This is a genomic window from Saccharomonospora piscinae (assembly GCF_005862235.1).
Lineage (GTDB): Bacteria > Actinomycetota > Actinomycetes > Mycobacteriales > Pseudonocardiaceae > Saccharomonospora > Saccharomonospora piscinae.
Genome location: NZ_VCEK01000001.1, coordinates 222,336 through 247,789 on the forward strand (window position 1 = coordinate 222,336; position 25,454 = coordinate 247,789).

Below are 25,454 nucleotides of genomic sequence, written 5' to 3' on the forward strand. Positions count from 1 at the left end.
GCCGTCAGGTCGCGGGCCTGGCCCGCAGGTGGGCACGTTCGCCCTGCTTGCCGAACAGGCTGAGGATCTCGACCGGGCCCGCGTCCGCGGGGCCGAACCAGTGCGGTACCCGCGTGTCGAACTCCGCGGCCTCGCCGGGGGCGAGCACGACGTCGTGTTCGCCGAGGATCATCCGGAGCCTGCCGTTGAGGACGTAGAGCCACTCGTAGCCCTCGTGGGTCTGCGGGCCGATGTCGCGTGCCGGGTCGTGGGATATGACGAGTTTGTAGGCCTGGATGCCGCCGGGGCGGCGGGTGAGCGGCACCATGGTCATGCCCTGGTGGGTGACCGGGCGCAGGTGCACGCGCGGGTCACCGGTGGGTGGGGCGTCCACGAGTTCGTCGAGTGTGACGCCGTGGGCCTTGGCCAGTGGCAGCAGGAGTTCGAGCGTGGGTTTGCGGGTTCCGGACTCCAGCCGGGACAGGGTGCTCACGGAGATGCCGGTGCGTTCGGACAGTTCGGCCAGCGTGGTGTCGCGGGCGGTGCGCAATGCCCGCAGGCGCGGACCGACGGTGTCGAGGGTTCGCCCGAGGTCGTCGTCCATGCCCCCATCTTGCCACAGTGGCAAAATGTTTTGCTCCCGTCTTGGTGGTGAAGGCAGGCTGAGGCGCGGAGGTGGTCGCGATGACCGGACAGGACGAACGGTACGACGTGGTGGTGCTCGGTGGGGGCGCCGCGGGGCTGAACGGCGCGCTCATGTTGGCGCGGGCGCGCCGCTCGGTACTGGTGATCGACGCGGGTGAACCCCGCAACGCCGTGGCCGCCGGAGTCCACGGCCTGCTGGGTCGGGAGGGCATGGGCCCGGGTGAGTTACTGCGGCGGGGCCGCGACGAGGTGACCGGCTACGGCGGCGAGGTGCGTTCCGGCACGGTCGTCTCGGCGAGCCGTGAGGGTGAGGGTTTCACCGTCTCCCTGGCCGACGGCGACGTCGTGCGGGCGCGGCGGTTGCTGGTGGCTTCGGGGCTGAGCGACGAGCTGCCCTCCATCCCGGGGTTGCGCGAGCGGTGGGGGCGGGATGTGCTGCACTGCCCGTACTGCCACGGCTGGGAGGTGCGGGACCAGGCGATCGGGGTGCTGGCCAGCGGGCCGATGTCGGTGCACCAGGCGCTGCTGCTGCGGCAGTGGAGCGCCGACGTGACGTTTCTGGCCCACACCGGATCGCCGACGGCGGAGGAGGTCGAGCAGTTGGCCGCGCGGGGCGTCGCGGTGGTGGCGGGCGAGGTCGTCGCCGTCGAGGTCACCGACGACTGGCTGACCGGGGTGCGGTTGGGCGACGGCACGGTGGTCGAGCGGGAGGCGTTGGCGGTGGCGCCGAGGATGGTGGCGCGAGCCGGTTTCCTGGCCTCGCTGGGATTGCGGCCGGTGGCGCATCCGGCGGGGGTGGGGGAGCACCTCGTGGTGGACGCGCGGGGCCGGACCGAGGTGCCCGGGGTGTGGGCCGCGGGCAACGTCACCGACCTGATGGCTCAGGTGGGTGCGGCGGCATCGGCGGGTGCGGCGGCCGGGGCGCAGCTCAACGCCGACCTGGTCGACGAGGAGACCGCGCTCGCGGTCGAGCTCCGTCGCGCCGCGTCCGGGTCCACGGCCAGGTGAGCAGCGCCCACGCTGCCAGGATGAGCGCGATCTCGGGCAGCAGGTACCACGGCCAGGGGCCCAGCAGGTCCAGCAGCGAGTCGGTGGCCGGCTTGCGGTTGAGATAGCCGTAGTTGGTGCCCGTGGCGGTGTTGAACAGCATCGCCACGGCGGCCCAGCAGGCGGTGAGGCCGACGGCGACGCGGTAGTCACGCCAGCTGGGGCGCAGGCCCACACCCCAGGTGAGGTAGACGGCGGCCCACACGACCAGCAGGTGCAGTGCCCAGAACGCGAGGAACTCGTGGTGCGGGAAGTCCGGGCTGGCGAGCACGGGGGAGACCAGCGCCTGCGTGGACAGGGACAGGCACCAGTAGTAGGTGAGGGCGTAGGCCCAGCGGGCGTGGCTCCACAGCGCGTAGGCGGCGGCGAATCCGGCCAGGTCGGACAGGTGCAGCGGCACCGTGTCGAGCGGGCCCCAGTCACGGGAGACGAACGTGTAGATGAGCGCGCCGACGTGAATTGTGAGCAGGACGGCGGCGAAGGTGCGGCTCAGGTGCCGCTCGGCGGGAGAGTGCCGGTGGGCCCGGCCCGTGAGTACGAGTGCGGCACAGCCGAGGGCGAACACGGCGAGTACGGCCCAGTGGGAGGGGCCGTAGGGCGTGAACTGCGCTGGCGTCGTGTCCATGGCGTCCGGTCCGGCGGTCCGGTGGTTGTCCGTCCTGTCCATCGTGACAGCCGACAGCCGCACCCGGCACAAATGTATAACACCCTATACGCCGGGGCTTTGTTGGGGACGCTTTCGCCCCGAGATGAGTGCCGCGAAGGCCACCTTCACTGCACTGGACGCAGCGAGGGTGGCCTTCGCGGCACTCGGGAACGGCGGGTGCCGGTCAGATGAGGCCCAGTTTGCGGACGGCGTCGCGCTCCTCGGTCAGCTCGCCGACCGAGGCGTCGATGCGGGAGCGGGAGAAGTCGTTGATCTCCAGGCCCTGCACGATCTCGTAGGCGCCGCCCCGGCAGACCACGGGGAACGACGAGATCAGCCCTTCGGGTACGCCGTACGAGCCGTCGGAGGGAACGCCCATCGAGACCCAGTCACCCTCCGGGGTGCCGTTGACCCAGTCGTGGACGTGGTCGATCGCGGCGTTGGCGGCCGAGGCCGCGGAGGACGCGCCGCGCGCCTCGATGATCTCCGCGCCGCGCTTGGCGACGCGGGGGATGAACTCGTTCTCCAGCCAGTTCTGGTCGTTGACCGCCTCGGCGGCGCTGCCGCCCTTGACCTCGGCGTTGAAGATGTCCGGGTACTGGGTGGCCGAGTGGTTGCCCCAGATGGTCATCTTCTTGATGTCGGAGACCGGGGCGCCGAGCTTCTTGGCGAGCTGGGCGAGCGCCCGGTTGTGGTCGAGCCGGGTCATCGCGGTGAAGCGCTCCGCGGGCACGTCGGGCGCGTGGGCCTGGGCGATCAGCGCGTTGGTGTTGGCCGGGTTGCCGACGACGAGGATCTTGACGTCGTCGGCGGCGCCGGCGTTGATGGCCTCGCCCTGCGGCTTGAAGATGCCGCCGTTGGCCTCCAGCAGGTCACCGCGTTCCATGCCTTTCGTGCGCGGGCGGGCGCCCACGAGCAACGCGACGTTGGTGCCGTCGAACGCCTGCTTGGCGTCGTCGACGATGTCGATGCCCGCCAACAGGGGGAAGGCGCCGTCCTCGAGTTCCAGGGCGGTCCCTTCTGCCGCCTTCACCGCCTGCGGGATCTCCAGCAGCCGCAGCCGCACGGGCTGATCCTGGCCGAGGAGCTGACCGGACGCGATGCGGAACAGCAGCGCGTATCCGATCTGGCCGGCCGCGCCGGTGACGGTGACGTTGACAGGGGCCTGCGTCATGACGTTTCTCCTGCTGACGGGTTTCAGTGCTTGTACTTCGGATGCTATCGGGCGTGGTCGAGGCGGGATCGGTGCGTCACCTCACCTGAACCGATTGAGCGGTGTTGGCATGATCACCTCAGACGTGCCGCAGCAGGTGTTCGAGCACGCGGGCTCCGAAGCGGAGCCCGGCCACGGGAACGCGTTCGTCGACGCCGTGGGCGAGGGCGCGGTAGTCGAAGCCCTCCGGCAGCCACAGTGGCGCGAAGCCGTAGCAGTCGATGCCGAGTGCGCTGAACGCCTTGGCGTCGGTGCCGCCGCCGAGGCAGTAGGGCACGACGACGGCGTCGGGGTCGTGTGCGCGCAGCGCGGTGGCCATGGCGTCGAACCAGGGGGAGTCGACGGGTGCCTGGACGGGGCCGGTGTGCGCGATGATCTCGCGGTCGACGTGTCCTCCGATGAGGGCGTCCACCTCGGACAGGAATGCGTCCTCCGCGCCGGGCAGGGTTCGGCCGTCGAGTTGGGCCTGGGCGAGGCCGGGGATGACGTTCACCTTGTATCCCGCGTCGAGGACGGTGGGGGTGGCGCTGTTGCGGACGGTGTTCTCGACGAGGGGTGCGGCGTCGCCGAGCCGGGTGAGGGTGGCGTCGATGTCGTGGAGGTCGATGTGGACGCCGAGTGCGGTGGCGGTGCGGTGCAGGAAGGTCTCGACGGTGGGGGTGAGCACGATGGGCCAGCGGTGCGCGGTGAGGGCGTGGAGTGCGGTGATGAGGTGGACGACGGCGTTGGAGTCGTTGCGGCGGGAGCCGTGGCCCGCGCGGCCGCGTGCGGTGAGGCGCAGGTGGGTGGTGCCGCGTTCGGCGGTGCCGACGGGGTAGAGGCGGACGGCGCGGCCGTCGGGTGCGCGGACGTGGTGGGTGTAGGCGCCGGATTCGCCGATGGCGGCGGCGCAGCCGCTGAGCAGGTCGGGGTGGTGGGTGGTGAGCCAGTGGGCGCCGTGGGTGCCGAGGTCCTCCTCGTCGGCGACGAAGGCGAGGACGATGTCGCGGCGGGGGCGGTGGCCGGAGGCGGTGATGGTGGAGACGGCGGTGAGGGTGGTGGCGCAGAAGTCCTTCATGTCGACGGCGCCGCGGCCCCAGACGTAGCCGTCGGTGATGGTGCCGGAGAACGGGGGAACGGACCATTCGGTGTCGTCGGCGGGCACGACGTCGAGGTGTCCGTGGACGAGCAGTGCGGGGAGGGTGGGGTCTTCGCCGGGCAGGCGGGCGATGACGTTGGCGCGGCGGGGCGCGGATTCGAGGATGGTGGGGTGGAGTCCGGCGTCGGTGAGGGTGGCGGCGCAGAACTCGGCGGCCTCGCGTTCGCCGTGGGCGTCGCCTCCACCGTGGTTGGTGGTGTCGAAGCGGATCAGCTGGGAGCAGAGGTCGACGACGTCGGGTGTGCTGGCTGTGCGGGCTGTGTCTGCGGTCATGGTGTGTCACCGCCTTGCGGGGTCTCGGGTGGGCTGGTCAGCCGTACTTGCCCTGGGCGGCGCCATCGGCGATGGCGGTGACGATCTTGAAGGCTTTCATGGCTGCGGTCATGGTGGGGGCGTCGAAGCCGACGGTGCGGACGCCGGTCTGTTCGACGGTGGGGATGACGGCGGTGGCCTGGGCGAGGTGGCTGGCGTCGAACTCGACGTCGATGTGGTGGGGGCCGGCGCTGGGGGTGGTGCGTCCGGCGTGGCGCATGCCGTCGGTGGCGGCGGCGGTGAGGTCGGCGCTGGTGCGGGAGGGTGGCAGGCAGACGGCGGCGTAGCGGCTGACGCAGTGTTTGACGGCGACGGTGGTGGCGGTGGGGGCGTAGTCGCGGGCGTCGTCGCAGGTCTTGTCGTCGCCGCTGACGAGGAGGACGGGGACGCCGTGTTCGGTGGCCAGCGCGGTGTTGAGGCGGCCTTCGCTGGCGGGGACGCCGTCGAGGCGGACGTCGGTGATCTGGTTGGGCAGGTAGGTGTGGGAGAGCACGCCGTCGCAGCCGGCTCCGGTGTGGTAGCCGAGGAAGACGACGCCGTCGAGGCCGGTGTCGATGCCTTCCATCATGGACAGGGGTTTGTGTTTGCCGGTGAGCATGCGGGCGCGGGGGTCGAGGTCTTCGAGCAGGAGGTTGCGCTGGGTGGAGTGGGCTTCGTTGACGAGTATGTCGGTGGCGCCGCCGTCGGCGAGTCCGGCGATGGTGGCGTTGACGTCGCCGGTGAACAGGCGGCGGAATCGTTGCCAGGGTTCGGTGCCGGGGACGACGTCGTCGGTCCAGGTGACTCCGGTGGCGCCTTCCATGTCGGCGGAAATCATGATCCTCACCTCTGTCAACCTAGCGGTGGTGTCACAGGTTGCGCATCCGTGACCGCAAATCGTTGACATGGCTTCGTTCGGAGTGGTTATTTTTCCGCTCCGGCTTTCTCGGACCGCAGTGAGGTGGACACAGTGGGTGGGTCTCGCTTCCGGCGTGGTGGTGCGGCGTCGGCCGCGGTGGTCGTGGCGTGGTTGATGCTGGTGTCGCTGGTCCCGGTCGCGCAGGCGCGGCAGGACTCGCCCCGGGTGCTGCGGGTGGCGCTGGTTCAGGAGATCGATCACCTGAATCCGTTCACGGCGAGTTTCGCGTCGAGCACGATGGTGGGCCGGTTCTCGTGGGAGTTTCTGACGTTGCCGTCGGCGGAGGACGCGACACCGACGGGGGGTGTCGCCGAGTCGTGGGAGGTGTCGGAGGACAAGCTGACGTGGACGTTCACGATCCGGGAGGGGATGACCTGGTCGGACGGTGAGGCGGTGACGGCGGAGGACGCGGTGTTCACGTTCGACAAGATCATGTCGGATCCGAAGGCGGCGGAGGCCAACGGCGGCTACGTCGAGAACTTCGTGGCCGTGTCGGCGCCGGATCCGAGGACGCTGGTCATCGAGACGGCGGAGCCGCAGGCGAGTATGACGGCGCTGGATGTGCCGATCGTGCCCGAGCACGTGTGGTCGCGGGTGCCGGACATGCACGATCCGATGGCCGACAGTGTCGAGGTGGTGGGTGTCGGCAGTGGGCCGTTTCTGATCGCGGAGTACCGGCGCAACGAGGTCGTGCGGATGACGGCGAACGAGCGGTACTGGCGTGGTGCGCCCGCGTACGACGAGTTGCGTTTCATCAAGTTCGAGAACGCCGACGCCGCGGTGAACGCGTTGCGGAACGGGGAGATCGATTTCGTCAACCGGTTGACTCGGGCGCAGTTCGACAGTCTGCGGGGTGAGCCGGGGGTGGAGACGAATCAGGCGTCGGGGCGGCGTTACCGGGAGTTGTTGATGAATCCGGGGGCGCGCAACGCGGTGGGTGACGAGATCGGGGACGGTCATCCGGCGTTGCGGGACGTGCGGGTGCGGCGGGCGGTCGCGATGGCGGTGGATCCGAGGGTGCTGGTGGAGAAGGTGCTCGGGGGTTACGGGGAGCTGCCCGGTGGGCTGGTGCCGCCGGTGTACTCGGAGTTCCACTACGAGCCGGGTGAGGACGTGCGCTACGAGTTCGATCCCGGGGCGGCGGAGGCGTTGCTGGACGAGGCGGGCTACGAGCGGGGGCCCGACGGGGTCCGGGCGGGCCCGGACGGTCGGCCGCTGGAGTTCCGGTTGACGGGCCGGGCGAGTGACGACTACGCGCAGCGCGCGGGGGACTATGTGGTGTCGTGGTTGCGGGACGTGGGGATCGCGGTGACGAAGGATCTGGTCTCGGACAACGAGGTGGACGAGACCACGTCGTCGGGGCACTACGACCTGGCGTTTTCCGGGTGGGGTACGAACCCGGACCCGGACTACATCCTGAGTAAGCAGACGTGTGCGGCGTTGCCCGCGGCGTCGGGCAGTAGCAGTAGCAACGCGTTCTTCTGTGACGAGGTCTACGACGAGCTGTACTACCGGCAGGCCGCCGAGTTGTCCGGGCAGCGGCGTGCGGAGCTGGTGCGGCGGGCGCAGGCGCGGTACTACGAGCGGGTGCCGAGTCTGGTGCTGGGCTACGACAACGTGCTGGAGGTGTATCGCTCCGACCGGTTCACGGGGTTCGTGCGGCAGCCGGTGGGTGAGGGGCAGATCATGGAGCAGACCGGGTACTGGGGATTTTACGGTGCGGAGCCGGTGACGGGTGCGGCGGCCGGTGCGGGTTCGGGGGTCTCGGCCGGGGTGTGGGTCGTGGTGGGGGCGGGTGCGCTGGTGTTGCTGGTGGGGGGTGGCGTGGTGCTGGTGCGGCGGCGTGCGTCGGTCTACGACCGGGAGTGACGTCGCTGTGGTGACGTCGTCGTGGGGGGAGGAGACCGCGCCGGGCTCGCGCGGTGGGTCCGGGCTGGTGCGGTTCGTGGCAGGCAAGCTCGGTGGGGCGCTGGCGAGTTTCGCGCTGGTGGTGGTGCTGGGGTTTCTGTTGTTCCGGATGATCCCGGGTGATCCGGTGGCGACGATGACGCGGAACCGGCCGACGAGCCCGGAGCAGTTGGCGGCGTTGCGGGAGCGGCTGGGTGTGGACGAGCCGGTGGCGCGGCAGTTCGCCGACTACGTGCTGGGGTTGCTGACCGGCGATCTGGGTGTGTCGTACGTGTACAACCGGCCGGTCGCGGCGATGATCGGGGAGCGGTTGTGGCCGACGGTGCTGCTGGTGGGCACGGCGACGGTGCTGGCGGTGGTGCTGGGGTTGTGGCTGGGGGCGCGGGCGGCGTGGCGTCGTGGTGGTGTGTTCGACCGGGTCAGCACCGGGGTGGCGTTGACGTTGTGGTCGGTGCCGCAGTTCTGGCTGGGGTTGTTGTTGCTGATCGCGACGCAGGGGTTGTTCCCGAGCCGGGGGATGCGCTCGCCGGTGGTTCCGGATGATCCAGTGGCGCAGGTGCTGGATGTGGCGCACCACCTGGTGTTGCCGTGCGTGACGTTGCTGGCGGTCGTGTACGCGCAGTACATGCTGGTGATGCGGTCGTCGTTGCTGGAGGAGATGGGGTCGGACTATCTGACGACGGCGCGGGCGAAGGGCTTGCGGGAGGATCTGGTGCGGCGCAGGCACGCGGTGCCGAACGCGTTGTTGCCGACGGTGACGCTGGTGTTTCTGCAGTTCGGCATGGTGGTGTCGGGCACGGTGACGGTGGAGACGGTGTTCTCGTGGCCGGGGCTGGGGTTGTTGACTTATGAGGCGTTGCGGGGGCCGGATCTGCCGTTGTTGCAGGGGGTGTTCGTGGTGCTGGCGTCGTCGGTGCTGGTGATGAACCTGGTGGCGGAGTTGCTGTACCGGGTGCTGGATCCGAGGGTGCGTGAGTCGTGACGTCTCCGGTGTGGTGGCGGCGGCGAGCCGCGGCGGCGGCGGTGTGGCGTGCTTTCCGTGGTGAGCGCGGGGGCCTGGTGGGGCTGGGGGTGTTGCTGCTGGTGGTGTCGCTGGCGGTGGCGGCTCCGCTGGTGACGGCGGAGGCGGAGTTGGATGTGACGACGGCGCCTGGGTCGGCTCTTGAGCCGCCGAGCTGGGAGTTTCCGCTGGGCACGGATGTCGACGGGCGTTCGGTGTTGTTGTTGACGTTGTGGGGCGCGCGGGTGTCGCTGTTGGTCGGGTTCGCGGCGACGGTGCTGTCGGTGGTGATCGGCACCCTGGTGGGGTTGGCCGCGGGGCACTTCCGGGGGTGGGTGGCGTCGGTGTTGTTGCGGTTCACCGATTTCTTCCTGGTGCTGCCGTCGCTGGTGCTGGCGATCGCGTTGTCGACGGTGTTGCCGCAGGGGATCGCGACGATCGTGCTGGCGGTGGGGGTGACGTCGTGGCCTGCGACGGCGCGGTTGGTGCGGGCGCAGACGCTGACGGTGGAGAGCAGGCCGTTCGTGGAGCGGGCGCGGGCGCTGGGCGGGGGTCACGCGCACGTGGTGGGGCGGCACGTGCTGCCTGCGGTGTTGCCGCTGGTGCTGGCGAACACGACGCTGGTGGTGGGTAACTCGATCATCGCGGAGTCGACGTTGGCGTTTCTGGGGTTGGGGGATCCGAGTGCGGTGTCGTGGGGGTCGATGTTGCAGACGGCGTTGTCGTCGGGGTCGGTGAGCGCGGGCGCGTGGTGGTACCTGGTGCCGCCGGGGCTGGCGATCGTGGTGGTGGTGCTGTCGTTCACGCTGGTGGGGCGGGCGTTGGAGACGGTGCTGAATCCGGGACTGCGGGGCCGGTCGTGACCGCCGGCGCGCAGGAAACGCCGGAGGTGCCGTTGCTTCGGCTGCGGTCGCTGGGGGTGACGTATCGCAGCGCGGTGGGCGAGGTGCCCGCGGTGCGGGGCGTGGATCTGACGTTGCGGGCGGGCGAGACGCTGGGGATCGCGGGGGAGTCGGGGTCGGGCAAGTCGACTGTGGCGATGAGTGTGCTGCGGCTGTTGCCGAAGTCGGCGTCGGTGACCGGTGAGGTGTTGCTGCGCGGCGAGGACGTCAACGCGATGCGGTGGGGGCGGTTGCGGGCGGTGCGGTGGTCGTCGGCGTCGATCGTGTTCCAGGGGGCGATGCACGCGTTGAACCCGGTGCGCACGGTGGGCGAGCAGATCGCCGAACCGGTGCGGTTGCATGCCGTGGGTGGTGGTGCGGTGCGGGAGCGGGTGGCGGAGCTGCTGCGGCGGGTGGATCTGCCGCCGAGGCGGGCGGGGGCGTATCCGCACGAGCTCTCGGGTGGGCAGAAGCAGCGGGTGATGATCGCGATGGCGCTGGCGTGCGAGCCGGAGTTGATCGTGGCCGACGAGCCGACGACGGCGCTGGACGTGGTGGTGCAGCACCAGGTGTTGCGGTTGCTGGGTGAGCTGGTGGCGGAGCGGGGTATCGGGTTGGTGCTGATCAGCCATGATCTCGCGGTGCTGGCCCAGACCTGTGAGCGGGTCGCGGTGATGTACCGGGGTGAGGTCGTGGAGCAGGGCCCGTCGGGGGAGGTGTTCGAGCGGGGCGCGCATCAGCACACGCGCGCGCTGGCCGCCTCGGTGCACCGGGTCGGGGACGCGGACACGCGGATGGTCGCGGACGGTGAACACGGGGAGGTGGGTCAGGAGTTGCTGGCGGCCCGGGATCTCGTGGTGACGTTTCGTGATCGCGCGGGGGGTCGGGTCGGGGCGGTGGACGGGGTGGATCTGGGGGTGCGGCGCGGGGAGATCGTGGCGCTGGTGGGGCAGTCGGGGTCGGGCAAGACCACGCTGGCGAGGGCGTTGCTGGGATTGCAGCGCGTGGCCTCGGGATCGGTGCTGTTCGACGGTGCGCTGCTGCCGTCGTCGACGGCGGGGTTGCGGGCGTACCGGCGCAGCGTTCAGCTGGTGTCGCAGGACCCGGCCGGTGCGCTGAACCCTCGGCACACGGTGTACGAGGCGGTGGCCGAGGGGCCGCGGATCCACCGGTTGCCGGGCGACGAGCGAGCGCGGGTGGTGGCGGCGCTGGAGGCGGCGGAGCTGCGGCCTGCGGAGGAGTTCCTGTCGCGGTTGCCGCACGAGCTCTCGGGTGGGCAGCGGCAGCGGGTGGTGATCGCGGGGGCGCTGGCGTGCGAGCCGAGTGTGCTGGTCGCCGACGAGCCGGTGGCGTCGCTGGACGCGACGGTGCGCAACGAGATCCTGGCGTTGCTGTTGCGGTTGCGGCGTGATTTCGGGCTGGCGGCGTTGGTCATCACACACGACCTCGGGTTGGCGTGGGCGATCGCCGACCGGGTCGCGGTGATGCGCCGGGGCCGGATCGTGGAGTCGGGTGCGGTGGAGAAAGTGCTGCGCACGCCGCGTGAGGAGTACACGAGGTCGTTGCTCGCGGCGCTGCCGACACCTTCGGCGAGCGCATTTCGTCGCGGTGTGTAACCTCAGAAACCAGTATGGCCACCACCACCGATTCCGTGCCGAGCGCCGAGGCGCCCACGGACGAATCCGAGTCCGCGCGCGCGGCTGCCCGCGCGGGCGCGTCGTCGCGTTTCCCGTACCGCACCATCGTGATGGGCGTTGTCGGCAGCACCGTGCTGATGCTGGCGTCGCTGGGGGCGGGCGGGGTCCTGGTCCGCGATCCGGTGATCGGGGCGGGCCCGCTGTCGTGGATGCGGTTCGGTCACGGTCACGCGCTGACCACCGCTGTGCTCTACGTCGGGTTCGCGCTCGTCGTGTGGGCGTGGGTGCGGTTGGGCCGTTACGCCCTGGCCGGCCGCATCGGGACGAGACCGATCCTGGTGGCCGCGTTCGCGTGGATGGCGCCGCTGCTGGTGGCGCCGCCGCTGTTCACGCGGGATGTGTTCTCGTATCTCGGGCAGGGCGCGCAGTTGCTGCACGGGCTGGACCCGTACGACTACGGGCCCGCCGCGCTGAACGTGTTGCCGGACGTGGTGCAGAACGTGCATCCGTTGTGGCAGACCACTCCCGCGCCGTACGGGCCGTTGTTCCTGTTGGTGGCGGAGAACATCGTGGGCGTCACCGGGAACAACATGATCGCCGGGGTCATCGGGACCCGGGTGGTGTTGTTGCTGGGGCTGGCGGGGATGCTGTGGGCGCTGCCGAAGCTGGTGCGGCATCTGGGTGGCCGGTTGCCGGTGACGATGTGGCTGGCCGTGGCGAGCCCGATGACGGTGATCCACCTGGTCGGTGGTCCGCACAACGATTTGTTGATGCTGGCGTTCCTCACGATCGGGGTGTGGGCGGCGCTGGAACGCAAGCACGCGGTGGCCGTCGCGCTGGTCACCGTGGGGATGCTGATCAAACCGACGGCGGCGGTGGCGTTGCCGTTCCTGGTGTGGGTGTGGGCCAACCACCTGCCGGGTGACGAGAGCTTGTGGCGCCGCTTCGTGAAGGCGGTGACACCGTCGCTGGGCATCTTCGGGGTGGTGTTCGTCGCGGGTACGTGGGTGTCGCTGGGGTCGGTCAACCTGGGCTGGGTGACCGGGTTGCAGGCGCCGCAGATCATCGCGAACTGGCTGAACTTCCCGACCGGGCTCGGGGAGGTGGCGCACACGCTGGTGAACCTGGTGGTGGGGGTGCCGGTGTCGCCGTTCGTGACGGTGGCGCGGGCGCTGGCGTGGGTGGCGCTGATCGCGGTGATGGTGTGGCAGTGGTGGAAGGCCCGGCACGGTGGCCGGGAGGCCATCCTGCGCATGGCTGTCACGTTGCTGGCGGTGGCGTTGTTCGCGCCTCCGACGTTGCCGTGGTATCTCACGTGGGGTTTCGTGATCGCGTCGGCGTTCGCGTGGCGGCGGGTGCATCTGGCGGTCGTGGTGGCGGTGTCGGTGTTCTTGGTGCTGGTGTACTACCCCACCGGTGAGCAGAGCCTGTACGACTGGTGGTTCATCGTCGGGGTGATCGCCGCCAGCGTCTACGCCGCGGCGTCGTTGTTGAAGCCCGACCCGCTGGGGTTGATCGCGGTGTGGCGGCGGGAGCCGGTCACCCGGGCCCGGGATGACACTCCGGACGAGCCGGGGGAGCAGGTGGCGCCGGAGGGTCCGCCGACGCCGACCACCCGCGCCAGGTCATGACTCGTACCCGGATGACCGGCCCGGCCGGTGCCGTGCGGGCGTACTGCTGATACTTGGCGGCCAGCGCGGTCACGGCGTCCGGGTCGCTGTCGGTGACGGTGGCGTGGCCGTCGGCGCGGACCCACCACAGTCGTGACCAGTCGTCGTCGTAGTGGTCGACCAGCAGCGACACCCGCGGGTGGGCGCGGATGTTGCGCAGCCGACGCAGGGCGCGGGTGGACTTCGGTTTGGCGTCCACGGCCGACACCACGTCGCCGTGGTCCATCGCGAACGTCACCGGCACCAGGTGCGGCGCACCGTCGGCGCCGGTGGTGGCGAGTCGCGCCACCCGCGCCGCCGCGAACAGCCGACGCGCCGCCACCTCGTCCACGCGCATGGGATCAGCCTAGGGCTCCGTGACCGCGCGGGGGCGGCGGCAGACGTAGGCGTGGGCTGGGGGCAGGTTGCGCCACACGGTGCGGGTCACCACCACCTCGTCGAACAGGTGTTCCAGCAGGCCACGGAACCGCACCGCGCCCGACAGGGGCGCGGCGTGCCGGTAGGCGAACGTGCTGAACGCGCCGTCGGGTGCGAGCGAGCGGGTCACCTCACGCAGGATGCGCTGCTGGGTGGCCACGGGGAACAGGGACCAGGGCAGGCCGCTGACGACCGCGTCGACCTGGTCGACTCCCTGTTCCGCGAGCAGCTCGGTGAGGTCGGCGGCGTCACCGTCGACGACAGTGACGGCCGGGTGCTGGCTGCGGACGTGTTCGGCGAGGACGGGGTCGATCTCCACGGCGAGGTGGCGGCCGCCCGTGGGCAGCCGCCGCATGACCTGTGCGGTGACCGCGCCTGTGCCCGCGCCCAGCTCGGCCACGGTGGGGGCGCCCTGGGTGGGCACGACCGAGGCCAGCACGGTGCCCAGCGCGGCGGAGCTTGGCGCGACGGCACCGAGCAGGCGTGGGCTGCGCACGGCGGCGGAGACGAACACGGACACGGCGCGGGACGCCCGGGGCGTCGTCGTCGGAGTCGTCGGAGGGAAGAACACCATGCGCCGATTGTGTCGTGTCCGAACTGACGGCGGCCTCAGGCACCGGTTTCCGGGGCGACGGGTTCACTGACCTGGGGCGACGGTCAGCGTGCCCGTGGCGGCGTCGAGTTCGGCCGGCAACCCGAGCGGCACCGCCAGCGCTCCGGGGTGGTGGCCGACGTCCAGCCGCCACGCGGTCGGCACACCGAGCGGGCCCAGCCGGTCGCACAGCACCGCGCGCACGGCGCCCGGGTCGGAACCGCAGTCGCTCCACGAGCCGAGTGCGAGCCCGGCCACGTCGTCGAACCAGCCGGTGCGCAGCAGGTGGGTGAGCAGGCGGTCGATGCGGTAGGGCTCCTCGCCCACGTCCTCCAGCACGGCGATACCGCCGTGGGCGGGCCGCGACTCGCGGGTACCGACCCCGGCGGCGAGGACGCTGAGGTTACCGCCGACGATGCGTCCCCTGGCCAGCCCGGCGCGCAGTGGTTCGGCGGCCGGGCTGGGCAGGGTGCGCCTGGCGCAGGGCGCGAACAGGGTCGTGCGCAGGTGTTCGGCGGCCACCGGGTCGAAGTACGCGGTGGCGGGCATCGCCGCCAGCACCGTCGGCACACCCAGGTGGGTGGCGACGGCCTCGTGAACGGCGGTGGCGTCGCTCGATCCCGCGAACAGGGTGGGTTCGGCGTGGCGCAGGGCGGCCCAGTCCACCAGATCGAGCATGCGGTGACTGCCGTAGCCCCCTCGGGCGGCCAGCACCGCCCGCACGTGCGGGTCCAGCCAGGCCTCGGTGAAGTCGCGGGCACGGTCGGCGTCCTCGGCGGCCAGGTAGTCCAGCCGGGGGTGCGGCCGGTCGTCGCGCACGGTGCCGCCCACCCGCACCCGCAGCCCCCACGACTCCAGGACGGCCACGCCGGTGCGCACCGCGTCGGGGTCGGCGGGCCCGGAACACGCCACCAGCGCGACGGTGTCCCCGGCCCGCAGCGCGGGTGGGCACCGCCGCTCGGTGGTCACCGGCGCAGGCGCACCGGCGGCACGCCCGGGGTGTCGAAGCCGAAAACGTGCCCGTAGAAGGCGAGTTCGGTCTCCAGGGCCGTGACCATGGTCTCCGCGCGGCGGAAACCGTGCTGTTCGCCGGGGAATCTCACCAGGGCGTGCGGGACGCCGCTGCCGCGCAGGGCCGCGACGAACCGTTCGGCCTGCTCCGGCGGGCAGATCTCGTCCTGCTCGCCCTGCAACAGCAGCACCGGGCCCGCCAGCCCGCCGAGGTTGTGCAGCGGTGAGCGTGCGGTGTAGCGGCCCTCGGTGTCGGGCAGCGGGCCCACCAGCCCTTCGACGTAGCGGGACTCGAAGTCGTGGGTCTCGCCGCCGTCGCCGGTCCACGGCCGCAGGTCGAGGATCGGGTACTTGGCCGTGGCCGCGCGGTAGAGGCCGCGGGTGGTGGCCGACGCGGCGGCGGTGAAACCGCCCGCGCTGCCTCCCCGGATCGCGAGCCGGTCCGGATCGGCGAGGCCCTCGGCCACCAGCGCCTGCGCGACGGCGGCGCAGTCGTCGACGTCGACCACGCCCCACCCGCCGCGCAACCGTTCCCGGTAGGCCCTGCCCCGGCCGGTGGAGCCGCCGTAGTCCACCGCCACCACCCCGATGCCGCGGCTGGTGAAAAACGCGAAGTCCAGCTCCAGCGCCGGATGGTGGCGCCCGGTGGGACCGCCGTGTGCGTGGACCAGGTACGGGGGCCGCTGCCCTTCGGGCCCGGTGTGGTCGGGATTGGCCGGCGGGTACACGTAGGCCGGTACGGTGCTGCCGTCCCCGGCGGGGAACGACCGTATCCGCGGCTCGGGCAGGTAGGTGCTCGCCGGGCCGGGGGCGGGGTCGGTGAGGTCGGTGATCGTGCCGTCGCCGGGGTGCACGCGCACCACCGCCGCGCGCCGCGCCGGGCCTGCCGCGACCCCGACGACCGCGTCGCCGTGGCGGGCCAGCGTCGGGGTCCACGCGGTGAGTTCGCCCTCGGCGACGGGGGACACGGCACCGGTGGACTCGTCGAGCACCGCGAGCCCGTGGCTGGTGAGCACGGCGTGCCTGCCGCCGCCCAGCGGCGTCGTCCAGCGCGATCCGAGTTTCCACAGCGGCCCGCCCAGCTCCGCCTCCACCCCGGTGAGCGCCTCGGCGGCGCCGTCGAGGGTGATGCGGTGGGGAACCCACCAGCCACCGGGGTCGGTGATCGCGATGAGCGCGTCAGGGCCGTCCCAGTCGAGCTGGCACACCGACGTCGCCGCGTCGCCCGCGAGCACCCGGTGCGGGCCCAGCGTGCCGTCGCCGAGGACCTCCGCCACACACAGCGACGTCGTGTCCCACGGCATGGCGGGATGGTCCCAGCCCAGCCACGCGGCGTGCCGCCCGTCGGGCGCGAGGCGGGGCGCGGTGAGGAAGTGGTGGGACGCCGCCAGCGGACGCGGGCTCCCACCCGACAGCGGGACCGCCACCAGGTCGCGGGCGACGTCGGCGCGCCCGGGGCCGAGCGCGGTCTCCCGCACCGCCCACACCTCACCGGGCGGGCCGGGGCACAGATCGGCGAACCGCACCCCCTGCGGGGTGTCCGGTTCCGCCGTCAGCGGCGTCACCGCGCCGGGCCCGGCGCGCAGGTCCAGCGCGTACAGGCGCTGGTCGTCCCAGTGCGTGAAGACCAGCGTGTCGCCCCGCAGCAGCCACGGGCGGCCGCCGTACTCGTGGACCCGGTTCCGCGCGCTCCACGGGGCGGGCAGCATCTCCTGCACCGCGCCGTCCACCCAGCGCACCAGCGCCACCCGCCCGTTCTCGTGGGGGCGTGATTCGGCCCACCACACGGCGCCGTCCACGACGTCCACCCAGTGCGGCGTGGTGCCCGCGCCCGCGACGTCGCGGGCGCTGATCGGGGAGGTCCAGCTGCCGTAGGGGGTGATCGTGGGCATGGGCGTCAGCCTAGAAGATCTTGCGCTGCGCCGGTGCCCCCGAACGAGCCTCACGGGGGCGGTTGGCATAGGGTCGTAGGTGCCATGGCTCGTGTCATCCACGTCTTCCGTCAACCCGACCGCTTCGTCGCGGGCACGGTCGGGCAACCCGGCGACCGCACGTTCTATCTGCAGGCCCGGGAAAACGTCCGCACCATCAGTGTGACCGTCGAGAAGCAGCAGGTCGAGGTGCTCGCCGAGCGGCTCGCGTCGCTGCTGGAGGAAGTCGCCAGCCGATTCGGCGCCGACGTGCCCGAGGAGGTGCCGGACGACCTCGTGGACACCGAACCACTCGACGTGCCCGTCGAGGAGGAGTTCCGGGTCGGCACCATGGGTCTGGGCTGGGACGCCGAGAGCAAGGCTGTGGTGATCGAACTGCTCGCGATCACCGACACCGAGGTCGACGAGGCCGTCGTGCTCGACGACACCGAGGAGGGGCCCGACGCGGTGCGGGTGTTCCTGAGCCCCGCCGCCGCCCGCGCGTTCGCCTCCCGCGCCGACCGGGTCGTCAACGCGGGCCGCAAACCCTGCCCGCTGTGCGGGGAGCCGCTGGACCCGGCCGGGCACATCTGCCCACGCCAGAACGGGTACCGGCGCGACGCCGAGATCGCCGACGAGGACTGACCGCGCGTTGACCGAGCACGTGGAGGCGACCGACCCCGCTGCCCTCGAGGTGGTCACACGCGGCGCTCTCGACGTGGAGGGCAGGCTCGTCGACGCCTCCAACCTCACGCTGCTGTGCTCCGTCGAACTCGACGGCGCCGCCGCCAGGGCGGTGTACAAGCCGGTGGCGGGGGAGCGGCCCCTGTGGGACTTTCCCGACGGCACCCTCGCCGGGCGGGAGACCGCCACCTACCTCATCTCCCGCGAGGCCGGGCTGGGGCACGTGCCGCCGACCGTGCTGCGGGACGGGCCGCTCGGCGAGGGCATGGTGCAACTGTGGATCGACACCACCGACGAACCGCTGGTCGACGTGCTCCCTCCCGCCGAGGTCCCCGCCGGGTGGAAGGTGGTGCTGCGCGCGGCCACGGAGGACGGCGAACCGGTCGTGCTCGCCCACGCCGATCACCCCGGGGTGCGGGAGCTGGCGGCGCTGGACATCGTGGTCAACAACACCGACCGCAAGGGCGGGCACGTGCTGCCCGGGCGCGACGGCCTGGTCTACGGCGTCGACCACGGCATCTGCCTGCACACCGAGCCGAAACTGCGCACCGTGCTGTGGGGGTGGGCGGGGCAGGCGCTGCCCGGTGAGGTGCTCGACAAGCTGCGCAAACTGCGGTTCGCGCTCGACCACGACCTCGGTGACACGCTCGCGCTCCACCTCACCCCGGCCGAGATCACCGCCGTGGCGGAGCGCACCGACGCCCTCCTCGCCGCGGGCACGCTGCCCGCGCCCGGCGACGACTGGCGCCCCCTGCCCTGGCCGCTGTTCTAGGACGCCGCGACAACGCCGCCGCTACCCGGCAGGGGGCGCGGTGGCGAGCGCGGCCAGTTCCTCGGGGCGTTCGTCGACGACGAAGTGTCCCGCGCCGTCCAGCACCCGCAGCGGTGAGCCCAGCGCCCGGCTCACCGCGGGCGCCACCCGCGCCGGGGGCAGGAACACGTCGGCCCCACCGGAAAGCACCGTGCGCGACACGTCGGGGCGTCCCACCGGCGCCCTCCCGGGGTCGGCGCTGGACCGCACGTGCCGCCCCACCAGCGTCATCCACTCCACCAGTTCCGCGCGGGGAGGGTGGCCGTGTGCGTGCATCAAGCGCAGCAGCCGCTCGCTGTCGGCCTCGCGGCGCCGCAGCACCCACGCCGTCGACACCAGCGCCACCGAGGGCGTCACCCGCAGCGACACCAGTCCCGCCGGGGACACCAGCACCTGGTGCCGCACCCGCGGTGACGGGCACGCCATCGTGATCGCCGATCCGAGGGAGTGCCCCAGCACCGTGACCGGGCCGTGGTCCGCCACGGCGTCGATCACCTCGGCCAGCCAGCGCCCGTACCAGGCGAGCCTGCCCGAGGACGGGATCCGCGCACCGTCGCTGAGCCCCGGCTGCCCCGGCACGTCGACCGCCACCACCCTGCCTCGGGCGGCCAGCGCGCTCACCAGCGGGAACTGCGCGGCGACGCTGACGTTCGTGCCGGGCACGTACACCACCGTGCCCGCACCGCCGCTCTGCCGGTCACCGGGCCCGGCCTCGACCACGTGGGTGTCCGCGCCGAGCGCGGTCAGGCGGTGCCGTTCGTGCGGTAGCGGCCACGTGGTCAACTGTTCGCGGCACCAGCCGGTCACGGCCAGCCTGCCGGATTCGCTGCGGTAGATACTCCGATCCTGGGGCCGGGCGGTACCGGTGTTCGTCACGGGTCGCACATCCGTCCGGTGGTCGCGGTCGATCCCTCCGCCGACCAGGCTTCCCGGCACACCGGTGCTGATCGTACGGATACGGCGTGGCGCGAGGCGCGGCGTCCCCTCGCGGGACTACGGTCGGTGCCCGTGCGTGCCCATGACTATGACGACGTGCTCGCCGCTCCACGACGACGGCGGCGGCGTCCCGTGCCCGAGGTCAGCGCCGAGCCCGGGCTGGTGGTGGAGGACGCGGCGAGCGGGTTCTGCGGCGCGGTGGTCGGCTGCGAGCGGGGCGGGGTGACCCTGGAGGACCGGCACGGCCGCAGGCGCGTGTTTCCGCTGGCGGCCGCGGGGTTCCTGCTGGACGGTGCTCCCACCACACTCGTGCCGCCGTCCCGGCGAGCTCCCGCCGCGCCCACCCGCTCGGCGTCGGGCTCCGTGCGCGTGGCGGGCACGCGGGCCCGCACCGCGCGCGGTTCCCGCATCTGGGTGGAGGGCCTGCACGACGCCGAGCTCGTCGAGCACGTGTGGGGCCACGACCTGCGGGTCGAGGGCGTGGTCGTCGAGCCACTCGACGGTGTCGACGGCCTCGCCGACCGCGTCGCCGCGTTCGAGCCCGGTCCGGGGCGCCGCCTCGGGGTGCTCGTGGACCACCTGGTGTCCGGCAGCAAGGAGTCGCGGCTGGCGGCCGACCTCGACCATGAGCACGTGCTCGTCACCGGCCATCCCTACGTCGACGTGTGGGAGGCCGTGAAACCGCAGCGGCTCGGGATCGGCGCGTGGCCGAGGGTGCCGCGCGGCGTGGACTGGAAACACGGTGTGTGCGCGCAGCTCGGGTGGGGCGAGCCCGCCGAAGGGTGGCGGCGGGTGCGTTCCGCCGTCACCGGCTTCCGGGACCTCGAACCCCCGCTGCTGGCGGCGGTGGAAGCGCTCATCGATTTCGTGACCGCGGACGGGCCCTGACCCGCCCGCGAGGTCACGGCTGTGTCACGGCGTGAGGGCTACGCGGTGTGACAATCGAGAATCTGGGAGCATGAGGCCATGACAGCGGCCATCATCTGGCTCATCGTGGGGGTCGCCCTTGTCGCGGCCGAAGTCCTTTCGGGGGACTTCGTGCTCGTCATGCTCGGCATCGGCGCGCTCGCCGCCGCCGGGTCCGCGGCGATCAGCGGCAACCCGATCATCGACGTGCTCGTGTTCGGGGTCGCCTCGGTCGGGCTGATCGTCCTGGCCAGGCCCGTGTTGAAGCGCCGGTTCCTGTCCGGGGCCGGGGTACGCACCAACACCGACGCGCTGCTGGGGACACGCGCGGTGACCCTTTCCACCGTCGACAGCGCCGGCGGGCAGGTCAAGCTCGGAGGCGAGGTCTGGTCGGCACGCACCCTCGACGAGGGTGAGGTCATCGACGCGGACACGCCGGTGACGGTCGTGGAGATCGCGGGAGCGACGGCGGTCGTGTCCGCGGCACCGTGACACACGTGACACCGTGACACCGTCCGGGACGGTGGCCACAACCGAATCGTAGTGAGGAGCATGCCTTGGAAGGCACAGGGTGGATCGTCATCGCGGTCCTCGCGCTCTTAGTGATCATCACGGTCGCGAAGGCGCTGATGGTGGTGCCGCAGGCGCAGTCGGCGGTGATCGAGCGACTCGGCCGGTTCCGCACGGTGGCGAGCCCGGGACTGAACTTCCTGGTGCCGTTCCTGGACAAGGTGCGGGCCAGAGTGGACCTGCGTGAGCAGGTCGTGTCCTTCCCGCCCCAGCCGGTGATCACCCAGGACAACCTCACGGTGTCGATCGACACCGTGGTGTATTTCCAGGTCACCGACTCACGGGCGGCGGTCTACGAGATCTCGAACTACATCGTGGGTGTCGAGCAGCTCACCACCACGACACTGCGCAACCTGGTCGGCGGGATGTCGCTGGAGGACGCGCTGACTTCGCGTGACCAGATCAACAGCCAGCTGCGGGGCGTGCTCGACGACGCCACCGGCCGCTGGGGCATCCGTGTGGCCAGGGTCGAGCTGAAGGCGATCGACCCGCCGCCCTCCATCCAGGACTCGATGGAGAAGCAGATGCGAGCCGACCGCGAGAAGCGGGCGATGATCCTCACCGCCGAGGGTGAGCGCGAGTCGGCCATCAAGACCGCGGAGGGGCAGAAGCAGAGCCAGATCCTCGCGGCCGAGGGTTCCAAGCAGGGCGCGATTCTCGCGGCGGAGGCCGAACGGCAGTCCCGCATCCTGCGCGCCCAGGGTGAGCGCGCCGCCCGCTACCTGCAGGCCCAGGGGCAGGCCAAGGCCATCGAGAAGGTGTTCGCGGCGATCAAGGCGAGCAAGCCGACCCCGGAGGCGCTGGCCTACCAGTACCTGCAGACGTTGCCGCAGATGGCGCAGGGTGACGCCAACAAGGTGTGGCTGGTGCCCAGTGACTTCGGCAAGGCGCTGGAAGGGTTCGCCCGCCAGTTCGGCGCGCAGGGCGAGGACGGCGTCTTCCGTTACGAGCCGCCCGCCGAGCAGACCCCGTCGCCGTCGATGGACGACGAGGAGGTCAACGACTGGTTCGACACCTCAACCGACCCGCAGGTCGCGGAAGCGGTGCGCGAGGCGGAAGCCGTCGCCCGCCAGGAGGTGCCGGGGCCGCTGTCCGGTACCAGTACGACACCCCCGGCCGCGTCCGGGCTGCGGGGCTCACGCCCGGCCGAGCCGCCCTCGGCGGCACCGGAGCAGGACACCTCGTCCGAGCGGCCGCAGATCGCGCCACCCCAGCAGCCGCAGCAACCCCCGCAGCAGCCGCCGACCGCGCCCCCGCCACCCCCGGCGGCGCCGCCCCCGGGAGCGGGGCCCTTCGGTGGCCAGCAGCAGTACCCGCCCGGAGGGCCGCTCCCGCCGCAGGGCCCGCCGTTCGGCAGGCAGTGATCCGCTGATCCGCTGATCCGCTGACCAGCGGGGGTGAGGGGGACCCGACCGTGAGGCCCTCCTCACCCCCGCTGGTCGCGACCTCGGGGAGTCAGGGGACTCAGCGTCGGCCGTTTGGGTCGCAGCCCGTCACCGGAGGACTCGCCCCGCAGCCGCCTGCCCAGCCACGGCAGCGCGTGTTCGCGCGCCCAGCGCAGGTTCTGTTCCCGCTGCTGCCTGCGGTCCAGCACGACCCGCTCGCCCAGCGGGGTCGGGGTGACCGAGTGCGCCACACCGAGCGCGTCGAGCACGGTGGCCGCGATGAGTGTGTGCCCGTGGGTGTTGAGGTGGATGCGGTCGGCCGACCACAGCCGCCGGTCCCGCAGCGCACGCAGAGCCCACATGTCCACCAGCCGTGCGCCGTGCCGCGCCGCGATCAGCCGCACGTGCTCGTTGTAGACGGCGGTGCGGCCCCGCATCCGCCGGAACAGCGGGTCCTCCACACCGTCGACACCGGTGAACAGCACCACCGTCGCGCCCGTGGCCGCCAGCTGCGCCACCGCGGCGTCGTAGTCGTCGCACAGGGTGTCCACATCGACCTTCGGCCGCATCAGGTCGTTGCCGCCCGCGTAGAGGGTCACCAGGTCGGGCTTCATCTCCAGCGCGGGCCCGAGCTGCTCGGCGAGTACCTGCGGCAGCAACCGGCCGCGGATGGCGAGGTTGGCGTAGGCCACCTCACCGTGGCGCGCGAGCTGGTCGGCGACGCGGTCGGCCCAGCCACGCACCGCGTTGGGGCTGCCGGGGTCGTCGTCACCGACCCCTTCGGTGAACGAGTCACCCAGGGCGACGAACCGGGAGATCATGCTCGCACTCTAGCGACGCCGTGACTGTGGCCCCGCCCACGCCGGGCCGCGAAAAAAGGTGCGGGGGAGGTGTCGATTCCCGGGTATGTCGTTCGACGGGACGGTGAGCGGCGGGCACGGGGCCCGCGCCAGGACAGGAAAGGACGCGTCCGATGCGCTACATGATGATCGTCAAGGCCAGCGAGGAGTCCGAGTCCGGGGCCCCGCCCACCGAGCAGGAGCTCGCCGAGATGACCACCTACAACGAGCAGCTCGCCAAGGCCGGGGTGATGCTGGACGCCAACGGGTTGCTGTCCAGTTCCGAAGGCGCCCGGGTCACCTTCGCGGGCAAGGGGGAGACGACGGTGGTGGACGGCCCGTTCACCGAGACCAAGGAACTGATCGCCGGATACTGGATCCTGGAGGTCGCCTCCCGCGAGGAGGCCATCGAGTGGGCCCGCCGCGTGCCGTTCGGGCCCGGCGGGCAGGTCGAGGTGCGGCGCGTGGCGACCGAGGACGACTTCGGCGACGCGCTCACGCCCGAGCTCCGCGAGCGCGAGCAGCGGCTGCGGGAGGCCGAGGAGCAGCGCCGCGACGAACTCGCCCGCTGACCCTCCACCGGCTCCTCGGCGTGGTCGGGGCCCGGTGTGCCTGGTTGGATAACCGCTGTGCAGGCAACACAGGCACGCCGGGCCGTCGAGGCCGTATGGCGGATCGAGTCGGCGCGCATCGTCGCCACGCTCGTGCGCTGGACCCGCGACGTGGGTCTTGCCGAGGAACTGGCTCAGGACGCGCTGGTCGCGGCGCTGGAGCAGTGGCCGGAGTCCGGGATTCCGGCCAATCCGGGTGCGTGGCTCCAGGCGGTGGCCAAACGGCGCGCGGTCGACGAGCTGCGGCGGCGGCAGCGGCTGGAACGCAAGGTCGACGAGCTGGGCAGGCAGCTGCCGACCCACGCGGAGCCCGACCTTCCGGACGTCGACGCCGCCGACATCACCGACGACCTGCTGCGGCTGGTGTTCACGGCCTGCCACCCGGTGCTGCCCGCGCAGGCGCGGGTGGCGCTGACGCTGCGGCTGCTGGGCGGGCTCACCACGGCCGAGATCGCGCGGGCGTTTCTGGTGTCCGAGGCCACGGTGGCGCAGCGCATCGTGCGCGCCAAGAAGACGCTCGCGCGCAAGCGGGTGCCGTTGGAGGTGCCCGGCGGGCACGATCTCGAACCCCGGTTGTCGTCGGTGCTGGAGGTCGTCTACCTGATCTTCAACGAGGGCTACGCCGCCACCGCCGGGGCCGACTGGATGCGGCCGGACCTGTGTGCGGAGGCGTTGCGGCTGGGCCGCATGATCGCCGAGCTGGTGCCGGGTGAGGCCGAGGTACACGGGCTGGTGGCGTTGCTGGAGCTGCAGGCGTCCCGCACCCGGGCGCGCACCACCTCGGACGGGCAGCCGGTGTTGCTGCTCGACCAGGACCGGGCGCGGTGGGACCGGCTGCTCATCCGGCGCGGCCTCGCCGCGCTCGACCGGGCACTGGCGCTGACCAGCGCGCCCGGTCCCTACGTGCTGCAGGCGGCGATCGCGGCCTGCCACGCCAGGGCCACCACCGCCGCCGACACCGACTGGGCGCGGATCGCGGCGCTGTACGGGGCGCTGGCCGTGGTGCGGCCCTCGCCGGTGGTGGAGCTGAACCGGGCGGTGGCGGTGGGCATGGCCGACGGTCCCGCCGCGGGGCTGGAGCTGGTGGAACGCCTGGCCGGTGAGCCCGCGCTGGCGTCCTACCACCTGCTGCCCAGCGTGCGGGGCGACCTGCTGGCCAAACTCGGCCGCCACGACGAGGCACGGGACCAGTTCCTGCTCGCGGCGCGGCTGACCCGCAACGAGCGGGAGCGGGAGCTGTTGGAGAACCGGGCCGCGACCTCGCGCTCCGAGCGGCCGTAGGCGGGTTCAGGCGGGTGCGGCGGGTGCGGTGGGTGCCGGGCGGGCCGTGGTGAGTGCCGCTGCGAAGGTGAGCACCGCGACCGAGAACAGCACGATCGGTGGAGCCGGGAACAGCGCGCCCGACAGGCCGAGCAGCAGCAGGGAGGCGGCCAGCGCGATGCCGCTGAAAGTTCGCGACCGGGACACCAGCAGGGGAGCCGAGCGCCCCACGAGCAGGCACAGCACCCCTGCGAAGATCATGGCCGACGCCATCGAGAGCGACATGCCCAGATCGATGTCGCGCAGGTCTCGCTGTATCCCGCCGAACTCGATCGTGTACTGGCGCATGGCCGCGAAAGCGCGCGCCGCAGCGGGGTCTTCGGGCCCGAGCGCCATCATCGCCTCGAGAGCGAGGTGGCCCACGCCTGTGGCGACCCAGGCCCAGGCACCGACGCGGAAGAAGGTGAGCGCACGGTGAGGCTCGCGATCCGCCGTGTTGCTGTGCCGTTTCATCGTCGCACTCCTTCTATACGGTGGCGTATAGCGAG

General features: G+C 71.9%; 25 protein-coding genes. 13 read left to right on the forward strand and 12 right to left on the reverse strand.

What is annotated here, in order from left to right:
* Positions 1 to 4: 4 nt before the first annotated feature.
* The gene (locus FFT09_RS01120; protein WP_037333285.1) at positions 5 to 583 is read right to left on the reverse strand and encodes a helix-turn-helix domain-containing protein; all 579 of its coding nucleotides are present in this window, start codon (positions 581 to 583) and stop codon (positions 5 to 7) included.
* An 80-nt stretch (positions 584 to 663) separates the two neighbouring features.
* On the opposite strand from FFT09_RS01120, the gene FFT09_RS01125 reads away from it, so the two are divergent.
* Positions 664 to 1,632, forward strand: a complete 969-nt coding sequence (locus tag FFT09_RS01125; RefSeq protein ID WP_138381533.1) for an NAD(P)/FAD-dependent oxidoreductase — start codon at positions 664 to 666, stop codon at positions 1,630 to 1,632.
* Here the strand turns inward: FFT09_RS01125 and FFT09_RS01130 are convergent.
* The 4 genes from FFT09_RS01130 to FFT09_RS01145 form a co-directional block, all read right to left on the reverse strand.
* Positions 1,553 to 2,296 (reverse strand): YwaF family protein, encoded by a 744-nt coding sequence (locus FFT09_RS01130; protein WP_138381997.1) that lies wholly within the window; start codon positions 2,294 to 2,296, stop codon positions 1,553 to 1,555. The two genes, FFT09_RS01125 and FFT09_RS01130, sit on opposite strands and share 80 nt — an antisense overlap.
* Positions 2,297 to 2,501: 205 nt before the next feature.
* Positions 2,502 to 3,491, reverse strand: coding sequence for a malate dehydrogenase (locus FFT09_RS01135; RefSeq protein WP_138381534.1), 990 nt, complete (start codon positions 3,489 to 3,491; stop codon positions 2,502 to 2,504).
* A gap of 118 nt (positions 3,492 to 3,609) precedes the next feature.
* A complete protein-coding gene (locus FFT09_RS01140) occupies positions 3,610 to 4,941 on the reverse strand; it encodes a M20/M25/M40 family metallo-hydrolase (RefSeq protein ID WP_138381535.1) in 1,332 nt (443 codons plus the stop codon).
* 37 nt (positions 4,942 to 4,978) lie between these two features.
* Positions 4,979 to 5,797 carry a M55 family metallopeptidase gene (locus FFT09_RS01145; RefSeq protein ID WP_081190197.1) on the reverse strand — a complete coding sequence of 273 codons (819 nt, stop codon included), beginning with the start codon at positions 5,795 to 5,797 and terminating at the stop codon, positions 4,979 to 4,981.
* Between the two features lie 195 nt (positions 5,798 to 5,992).
* Between FFT09_RS01145 and FFT09_RS01150 the strand changes: the two genes are divergently transcribed.
* From FFT09_RS01150 to mptB, 5 genes are read left to right on the forward strand one after another with little or no spacing between them, the layout of a single operon-like run.
* Entirely contained in the window at positions 5,993 to 7,747 is a 1,755-nt protein-coding gene (locus FFT09_RS01150; RefSeq protein ID WP_138381998.1) for an ABC transporter substrate-binding protein, read from the forward strand.
* Between the two features lie 10 nt (positions 7,748 to 7,757).
* Complete coding sequence (locus FFT09_RS01155; RefSeq protein ID WP_244231132.1) at positions 7,758 to 8,768, forward strand: ABC transporter permease; 1,011 nt, start codon at positions 7,758 to 7,760, stop codon at positions 8,766 to 8,768.
* On the forward strand, positions 8,765 to 9,649 hold the full coding sequence (locus FFT09_RS01160; protein WP_138381537.1) for an ABC transporter permease: 885 nt from the start codon (positions 8,765 to 8,767) through the stop codon (positions 9,647 to 9,649). The genes FFT09_RS01155 and FFT09_RS01160 overlap by 4 nt, the downstream gene beginning before the upstream one ends.
* Positions 9,646 to 11,283, forward strand: coding sequence for a nickel ABC transporter ATP-binding protein NikE (nikE, locus tag FFT09_RS01165; RefSeq protein WP_138381538.1), 1,638 nt, complete (start codon positions 9,646 to 9,648; stop codon positions 11,281 to 11,283). The genes FFT09_RS01160 and nikE overlap by 4 nt, the downstream gene beginning before the upstream one ends.
* 14 nt (positions 11,284 to 11,297) lie before the next feature.
* Positions 11,298 to 12,935, forward strand: a complete 1,638-nt coding sequence (gene mptB / locus FFT09_RS01170; RefSeq protein ID WP_138381539.1) for a polyprenol phosphomannose-dependent alpha 1,6 mannosyltransferase MptB — start codon at positions 11,298 to 11,300, stop codon at positions 12,933 to 12,935.
* Here the strand turns inward: mptB and FFT09_RS01175 are convergent.
* The 4 genes from FFT09_RS01175 to FFT09_RS01190 form a co-directional block, all read right to left on the reverse strand.
* Positions 12,844 to 13,311, reverse strand: coding sequence for a TIGR03668 family PPOX class F420-dependent oxidoreductase (locus FFT09_RS01175; RefSeq protein ID WP_138381540.1), 468 nt, complete (start codon positions 13,309 to 13,311; stop codon positions 12,844 to 12,846). The two genes, mptB and FFT09_RS01175, sit on opposite strands and share 92 nt — an antisense overlap.
* 9 nt (positions 13,312 to 13,320) lie before the next feature.
* A complete protein-coding gene (locus FFT09_RS01180) occupies positions 13,321 to 13,965 on the reverse strand; it encodes a class I SAM-dependent methyltransferase (protein WP_081190191.1) in 645 nt (214 codons plus the stop codon).
* Between the two features lie 63 nt (positions 13,966 to 14,028).
* Complete coding sequence (locus FFT09_RS01185; protein ID WP_081190190.1) at positions 14,029 to 14,952, reverse strand: S66 peptidase family protein; 924 nt, start codon at positions 14,950 to 14,952, stop codon at positions 14,029 to 14,031.
* Complete coding sequence (locus FFT09_RS01190) at positions 14,949 to 16,886, reverse strand: S9 family peptidase (RefSeq protein ID WP_138381541.1); 1,938 nt, start codon at positions 16,884 to 16,886, stop codon at positions 14,949 to 14,951. The genes FFT09_RS01185 and FFT09_RS01190 overlap by 4 nt, the downstream gene beginning before the upstream one ends.
* Positions 16,887 to 16,970: 84 nt before the next feature.
* Here FFT09_RS01190 and FFT09_RS01195 point away from each other — a divergent pair, with 84 nt between their 5' ends.
* Positions 16,971 to 17,549, forward strand: coding sequence for a DUF3090 domain-containing protein (locus tag FFT09_RS01195; protein ID WP_024873859.1), 579 nt, complete (start codon positions 16,971 to 16,973; stop codon positions 17,547 to 17,549).
* Positions 17,550 to 17,556: 7 nt separating this feature from the next.
* Positions 17,557 to 18,360 carry an SCO1664 family protein gene (locus tag FFT09_RS01200; RefSeq protein WP_138381542.1) on the forward strand — a complete coding sequence of 268 codons (804 nt, stop codon included), beginning with the start codon at positions 17,557 to 17,559 and terminating at the stop codon, positions 18,358 to 18,360.
* Between the two features lie 21 nt (positions 18,361 to 18,381).
* On the opposite strand, the gene FFT09_RS01205 is transcribed toward FFT09_RS01200, so the two are convergent.
* Positions 18,382 to 19,275 carry an alpha/beta fold hydrolase gene (locus FFT09_RS01205; RefSeq protein WP_167305311.1) on the reverse strand — a complete coding sequence of 298 codons (894 nt, stop codon included), beginning with the start codon at positions 19,273 to 19,275 and terminating at the stop codon, positions 18,382 to 18,384.
* Positions 19,276 to 19,407: 132 nt separating this feature from the next.
* Here FFT09_RS01205 and FFT09_RS01210 point away from each other — a divergent pair, with 132 nt between their 5' ends.
* The 3 genes from FFT09_RS01210 to FFT09_RS01220 all read left to right on the forward strand — a co-directional run bounded on the left by FFT09_RS01210 (position 19,408) and on the right by FFT09_RS01220 (position 22,175).
* Positions 19,408 to 20,223: a DUF3097 domain-containing protein gene (locus FFT09_RS01210; RefSeq protein ID WP_138381543.1), complete on the forward strand. Its 816-nt coding sequence runs from the start codon at positions 19,408 to 19,410 to the stop codon at positions 20,221 to 20,223.
* Between the two features lie 78 nt (positions 20,224 to 20,301).
* Complete coding sequence (locus FFT09_RS01215) at positions 20,302 to 20,733, forward strand: NfeD family protein (protein ID WP_024873863.1); 432 nt, start codon at positions 20,302 to 20,304, stop codon at positions 20,731 to 20,733.
* Positions 20,734 to 20,798: 65 nt separating this feature from the next.
* Positions 20,799 to 22,175, forward strand: coding sequence for an SPFH domain-containing protein (locus FFT09_RS01220; RefSeq protein WP_420852658.1), 1,377 nt, complete (start codon positions 20,799 to 20,801; stop codon positions 22,173 to 22,175).
* Between the two features lie 62 nt (positions 22,176 to 22,237).
* Here the strand turns inward: FFT09_RS01220 and FFT09_RS01225 are convergent, their stop codons facing one another.
* Positions 22,238 to 23,017 (reverse strand): SGNH/GDSL hydrolase family protein, encoded by a 780-nt coding sequence (locus FFT09_RS01225; RefSeq protein ID WP_138381544.1) that lies wholly within the window; start codon positions 23,015 to 23,017, stop codon positions 22,238 to 22,240.
* 152 nt (positions 23,018 to 23,169) lie between these two features.
* Here FFT09_RS01225 and FFT09_RS01230 point away from each other — a divergent pair, with 152 nt between their 5' ends.
* Together FFT09_RS01230 and FFT09_RS01235 are read left to right on the forward strand one after the other, a co-directional pair.
* Complete coding sequence (locus FFT09_RS01230; RefSeq protein WP_138381545.1) at positions 23,170 to 23,607, forward strand: YciI family protein; 438 nt, start codon at positions 23,170 to 23,172, stop codon at positions 23,605 to 23,607.
* Positions 23,608 to 23,664: 57 nt separating this feature from the next.
* Positions 23,665 to 24,927 carry an RNA polymerase sigma factor gene (locus FFT09_RS01235; protein ID WP_138381546.1) on the forward strand — a complete coding sequence of 421 codons (1,263 nt, stop codon included), beginning with the start codon at positions 23,665 to 23,667 and terminating at the stop codon, positions 24,925 to 24,927.
* A gap of 6 nt (positions 24,928 to 24,933) precedes the next feature.
* Here the strand turns inward: FFT09_RS01235 and FFT09_RS01240 are convergent, their stop codons facing one another.
* Positions 24,934 to 25,419 carry an LIC_13387 family protein gene (locus FFT09_RS01240; protein WP_138381547.1) on the reverse strand — a complete coding sequence of 162 codons (486 nt, stop codon included), beginning with the start codon at positions 25,417 to 25,419 and terminating at the stop codon, positions 24,934 to 24,936.
* Between the last annotated feature and the right edge of the window lie 35 nt (positions 25,420 to 25,454).

Excerpts from the sequence above, each read along its gene's own strand:
- FFT09_RS01120 (WP_037333285.1), bottom strand. The coding sequence starts at position 583 with ATGGACGACGACCTCGGGCGAACCCTCGACACCGTCGGTCCGCGCCTG.
- FFT09_RS01125 (WP_138381533.1), top strand. The coding sequence starts at position 664 with ATGACCGGACAGGACGAACGGTACGACGTGGTGGTGCTCGGTGGGGGC.
- FFT09_RS01130 (WP_138381997.1), bottom strand. The coding sequence starts at position 2,296 with ATGGACACGACGCCAGCGCAGTTCACGCCCTACGGCCCCTCCCACTGG.
- FFT09_RS01135 (WP_138381534.1), bottom strand. The coding sequence starts at position 3,491 with ATGACGCAGGCCCCTGTCAACGTCACCGTCACCGGCGCGGCCGGCCAG.
- FFT09_RS01140 (WP_138381535.1), bottom strand. The coding sequence starts at position 4,941 with ATGACCGCAGACACAGCCCGCACAGCCAGCACACCCGACGTCGTCGAC.
- FFT09_RS01145 (WP_081190197.1), bottom strand. The coding sequence starts at position 5,797 with ATGATTTCCGCCGACATGGAAGGCGCCACCGGAGTCACCTGGACCGAC.
- FFT09_RS01150 (WP_138381998.1), top strand. The coding sequence starts at position 5,993 with ATGCTGGTGTCGCTGGTCCCGGTCGCGCAGGCGCGGCAGGACTCGCCC.
- mptB (WP_138381539.1), top strand. The coding sequence starts at position 11,298 with ATGGCCACCACCACCGATTCCGTGCCGAGCGCCGAGGCGCCCACGGAC.
- FFT09_RS01175 (WP_138381540.1), bottom strand. The coding sequence starts at position 13,311 with ATGCGCGTGGACGAGGTGGCGGCGCGTCGGCTGTTCGCGGCGGCGCGG.
- FFT09_RS01180 (WP_081190191.1), bottom strand. The coding sequence starts at position 13,965 with ATGGTGTTCTTCCCTCCGACGACTCCGACGACGACGCCCCGGGCGTCC.
- FFT09_RS01190 (WP_138381541.1), bottom strand. The coding sequence starts at position 16,886 with ATGCCCACGATCACCCCCTACGGCAGCTGGACCTCCCCGATCAGCGCC.
- FFT09_RS01195 (WP_024873859.1), top strand. The coding sequence starts at position 16,971 with ATGGCTCGTGTCATCCACGTCTTCCGTCAACCCGACCGCTTCGTCGCG.
- FFT09_RS01215 (WP_024873863.1), top strand. The coding sequence starts at position 20,302 with ATGACAGCGGCCATCATCTGGCTCATCGTGGGGGTCGCCCTTGTCGCG.
- FFT09_RS01225 (WP_138381544.1), bottom strand. The coding sequence starts at position 23,017 with ATGATCTCCCGGTTCGTCGCCCTGGGTGACTCGTTCACCGAAGGGGTC.
- FFT09_RS01230 (WP_138381545.1), top strand. The coding sequence starts at position 23,170 with ATGCGCTACATGATGATCGTCAAGGCCAGCGAGGAGTCCGAGTCCGGG.
- FFT09_RS01240 (WP_138381547.1), bottom strand. The coding sequence starts at position 25,419 with ATGAAACGGCACAGCAACACGGCGGATCGCGAGCCTCACCGTGCGCTC.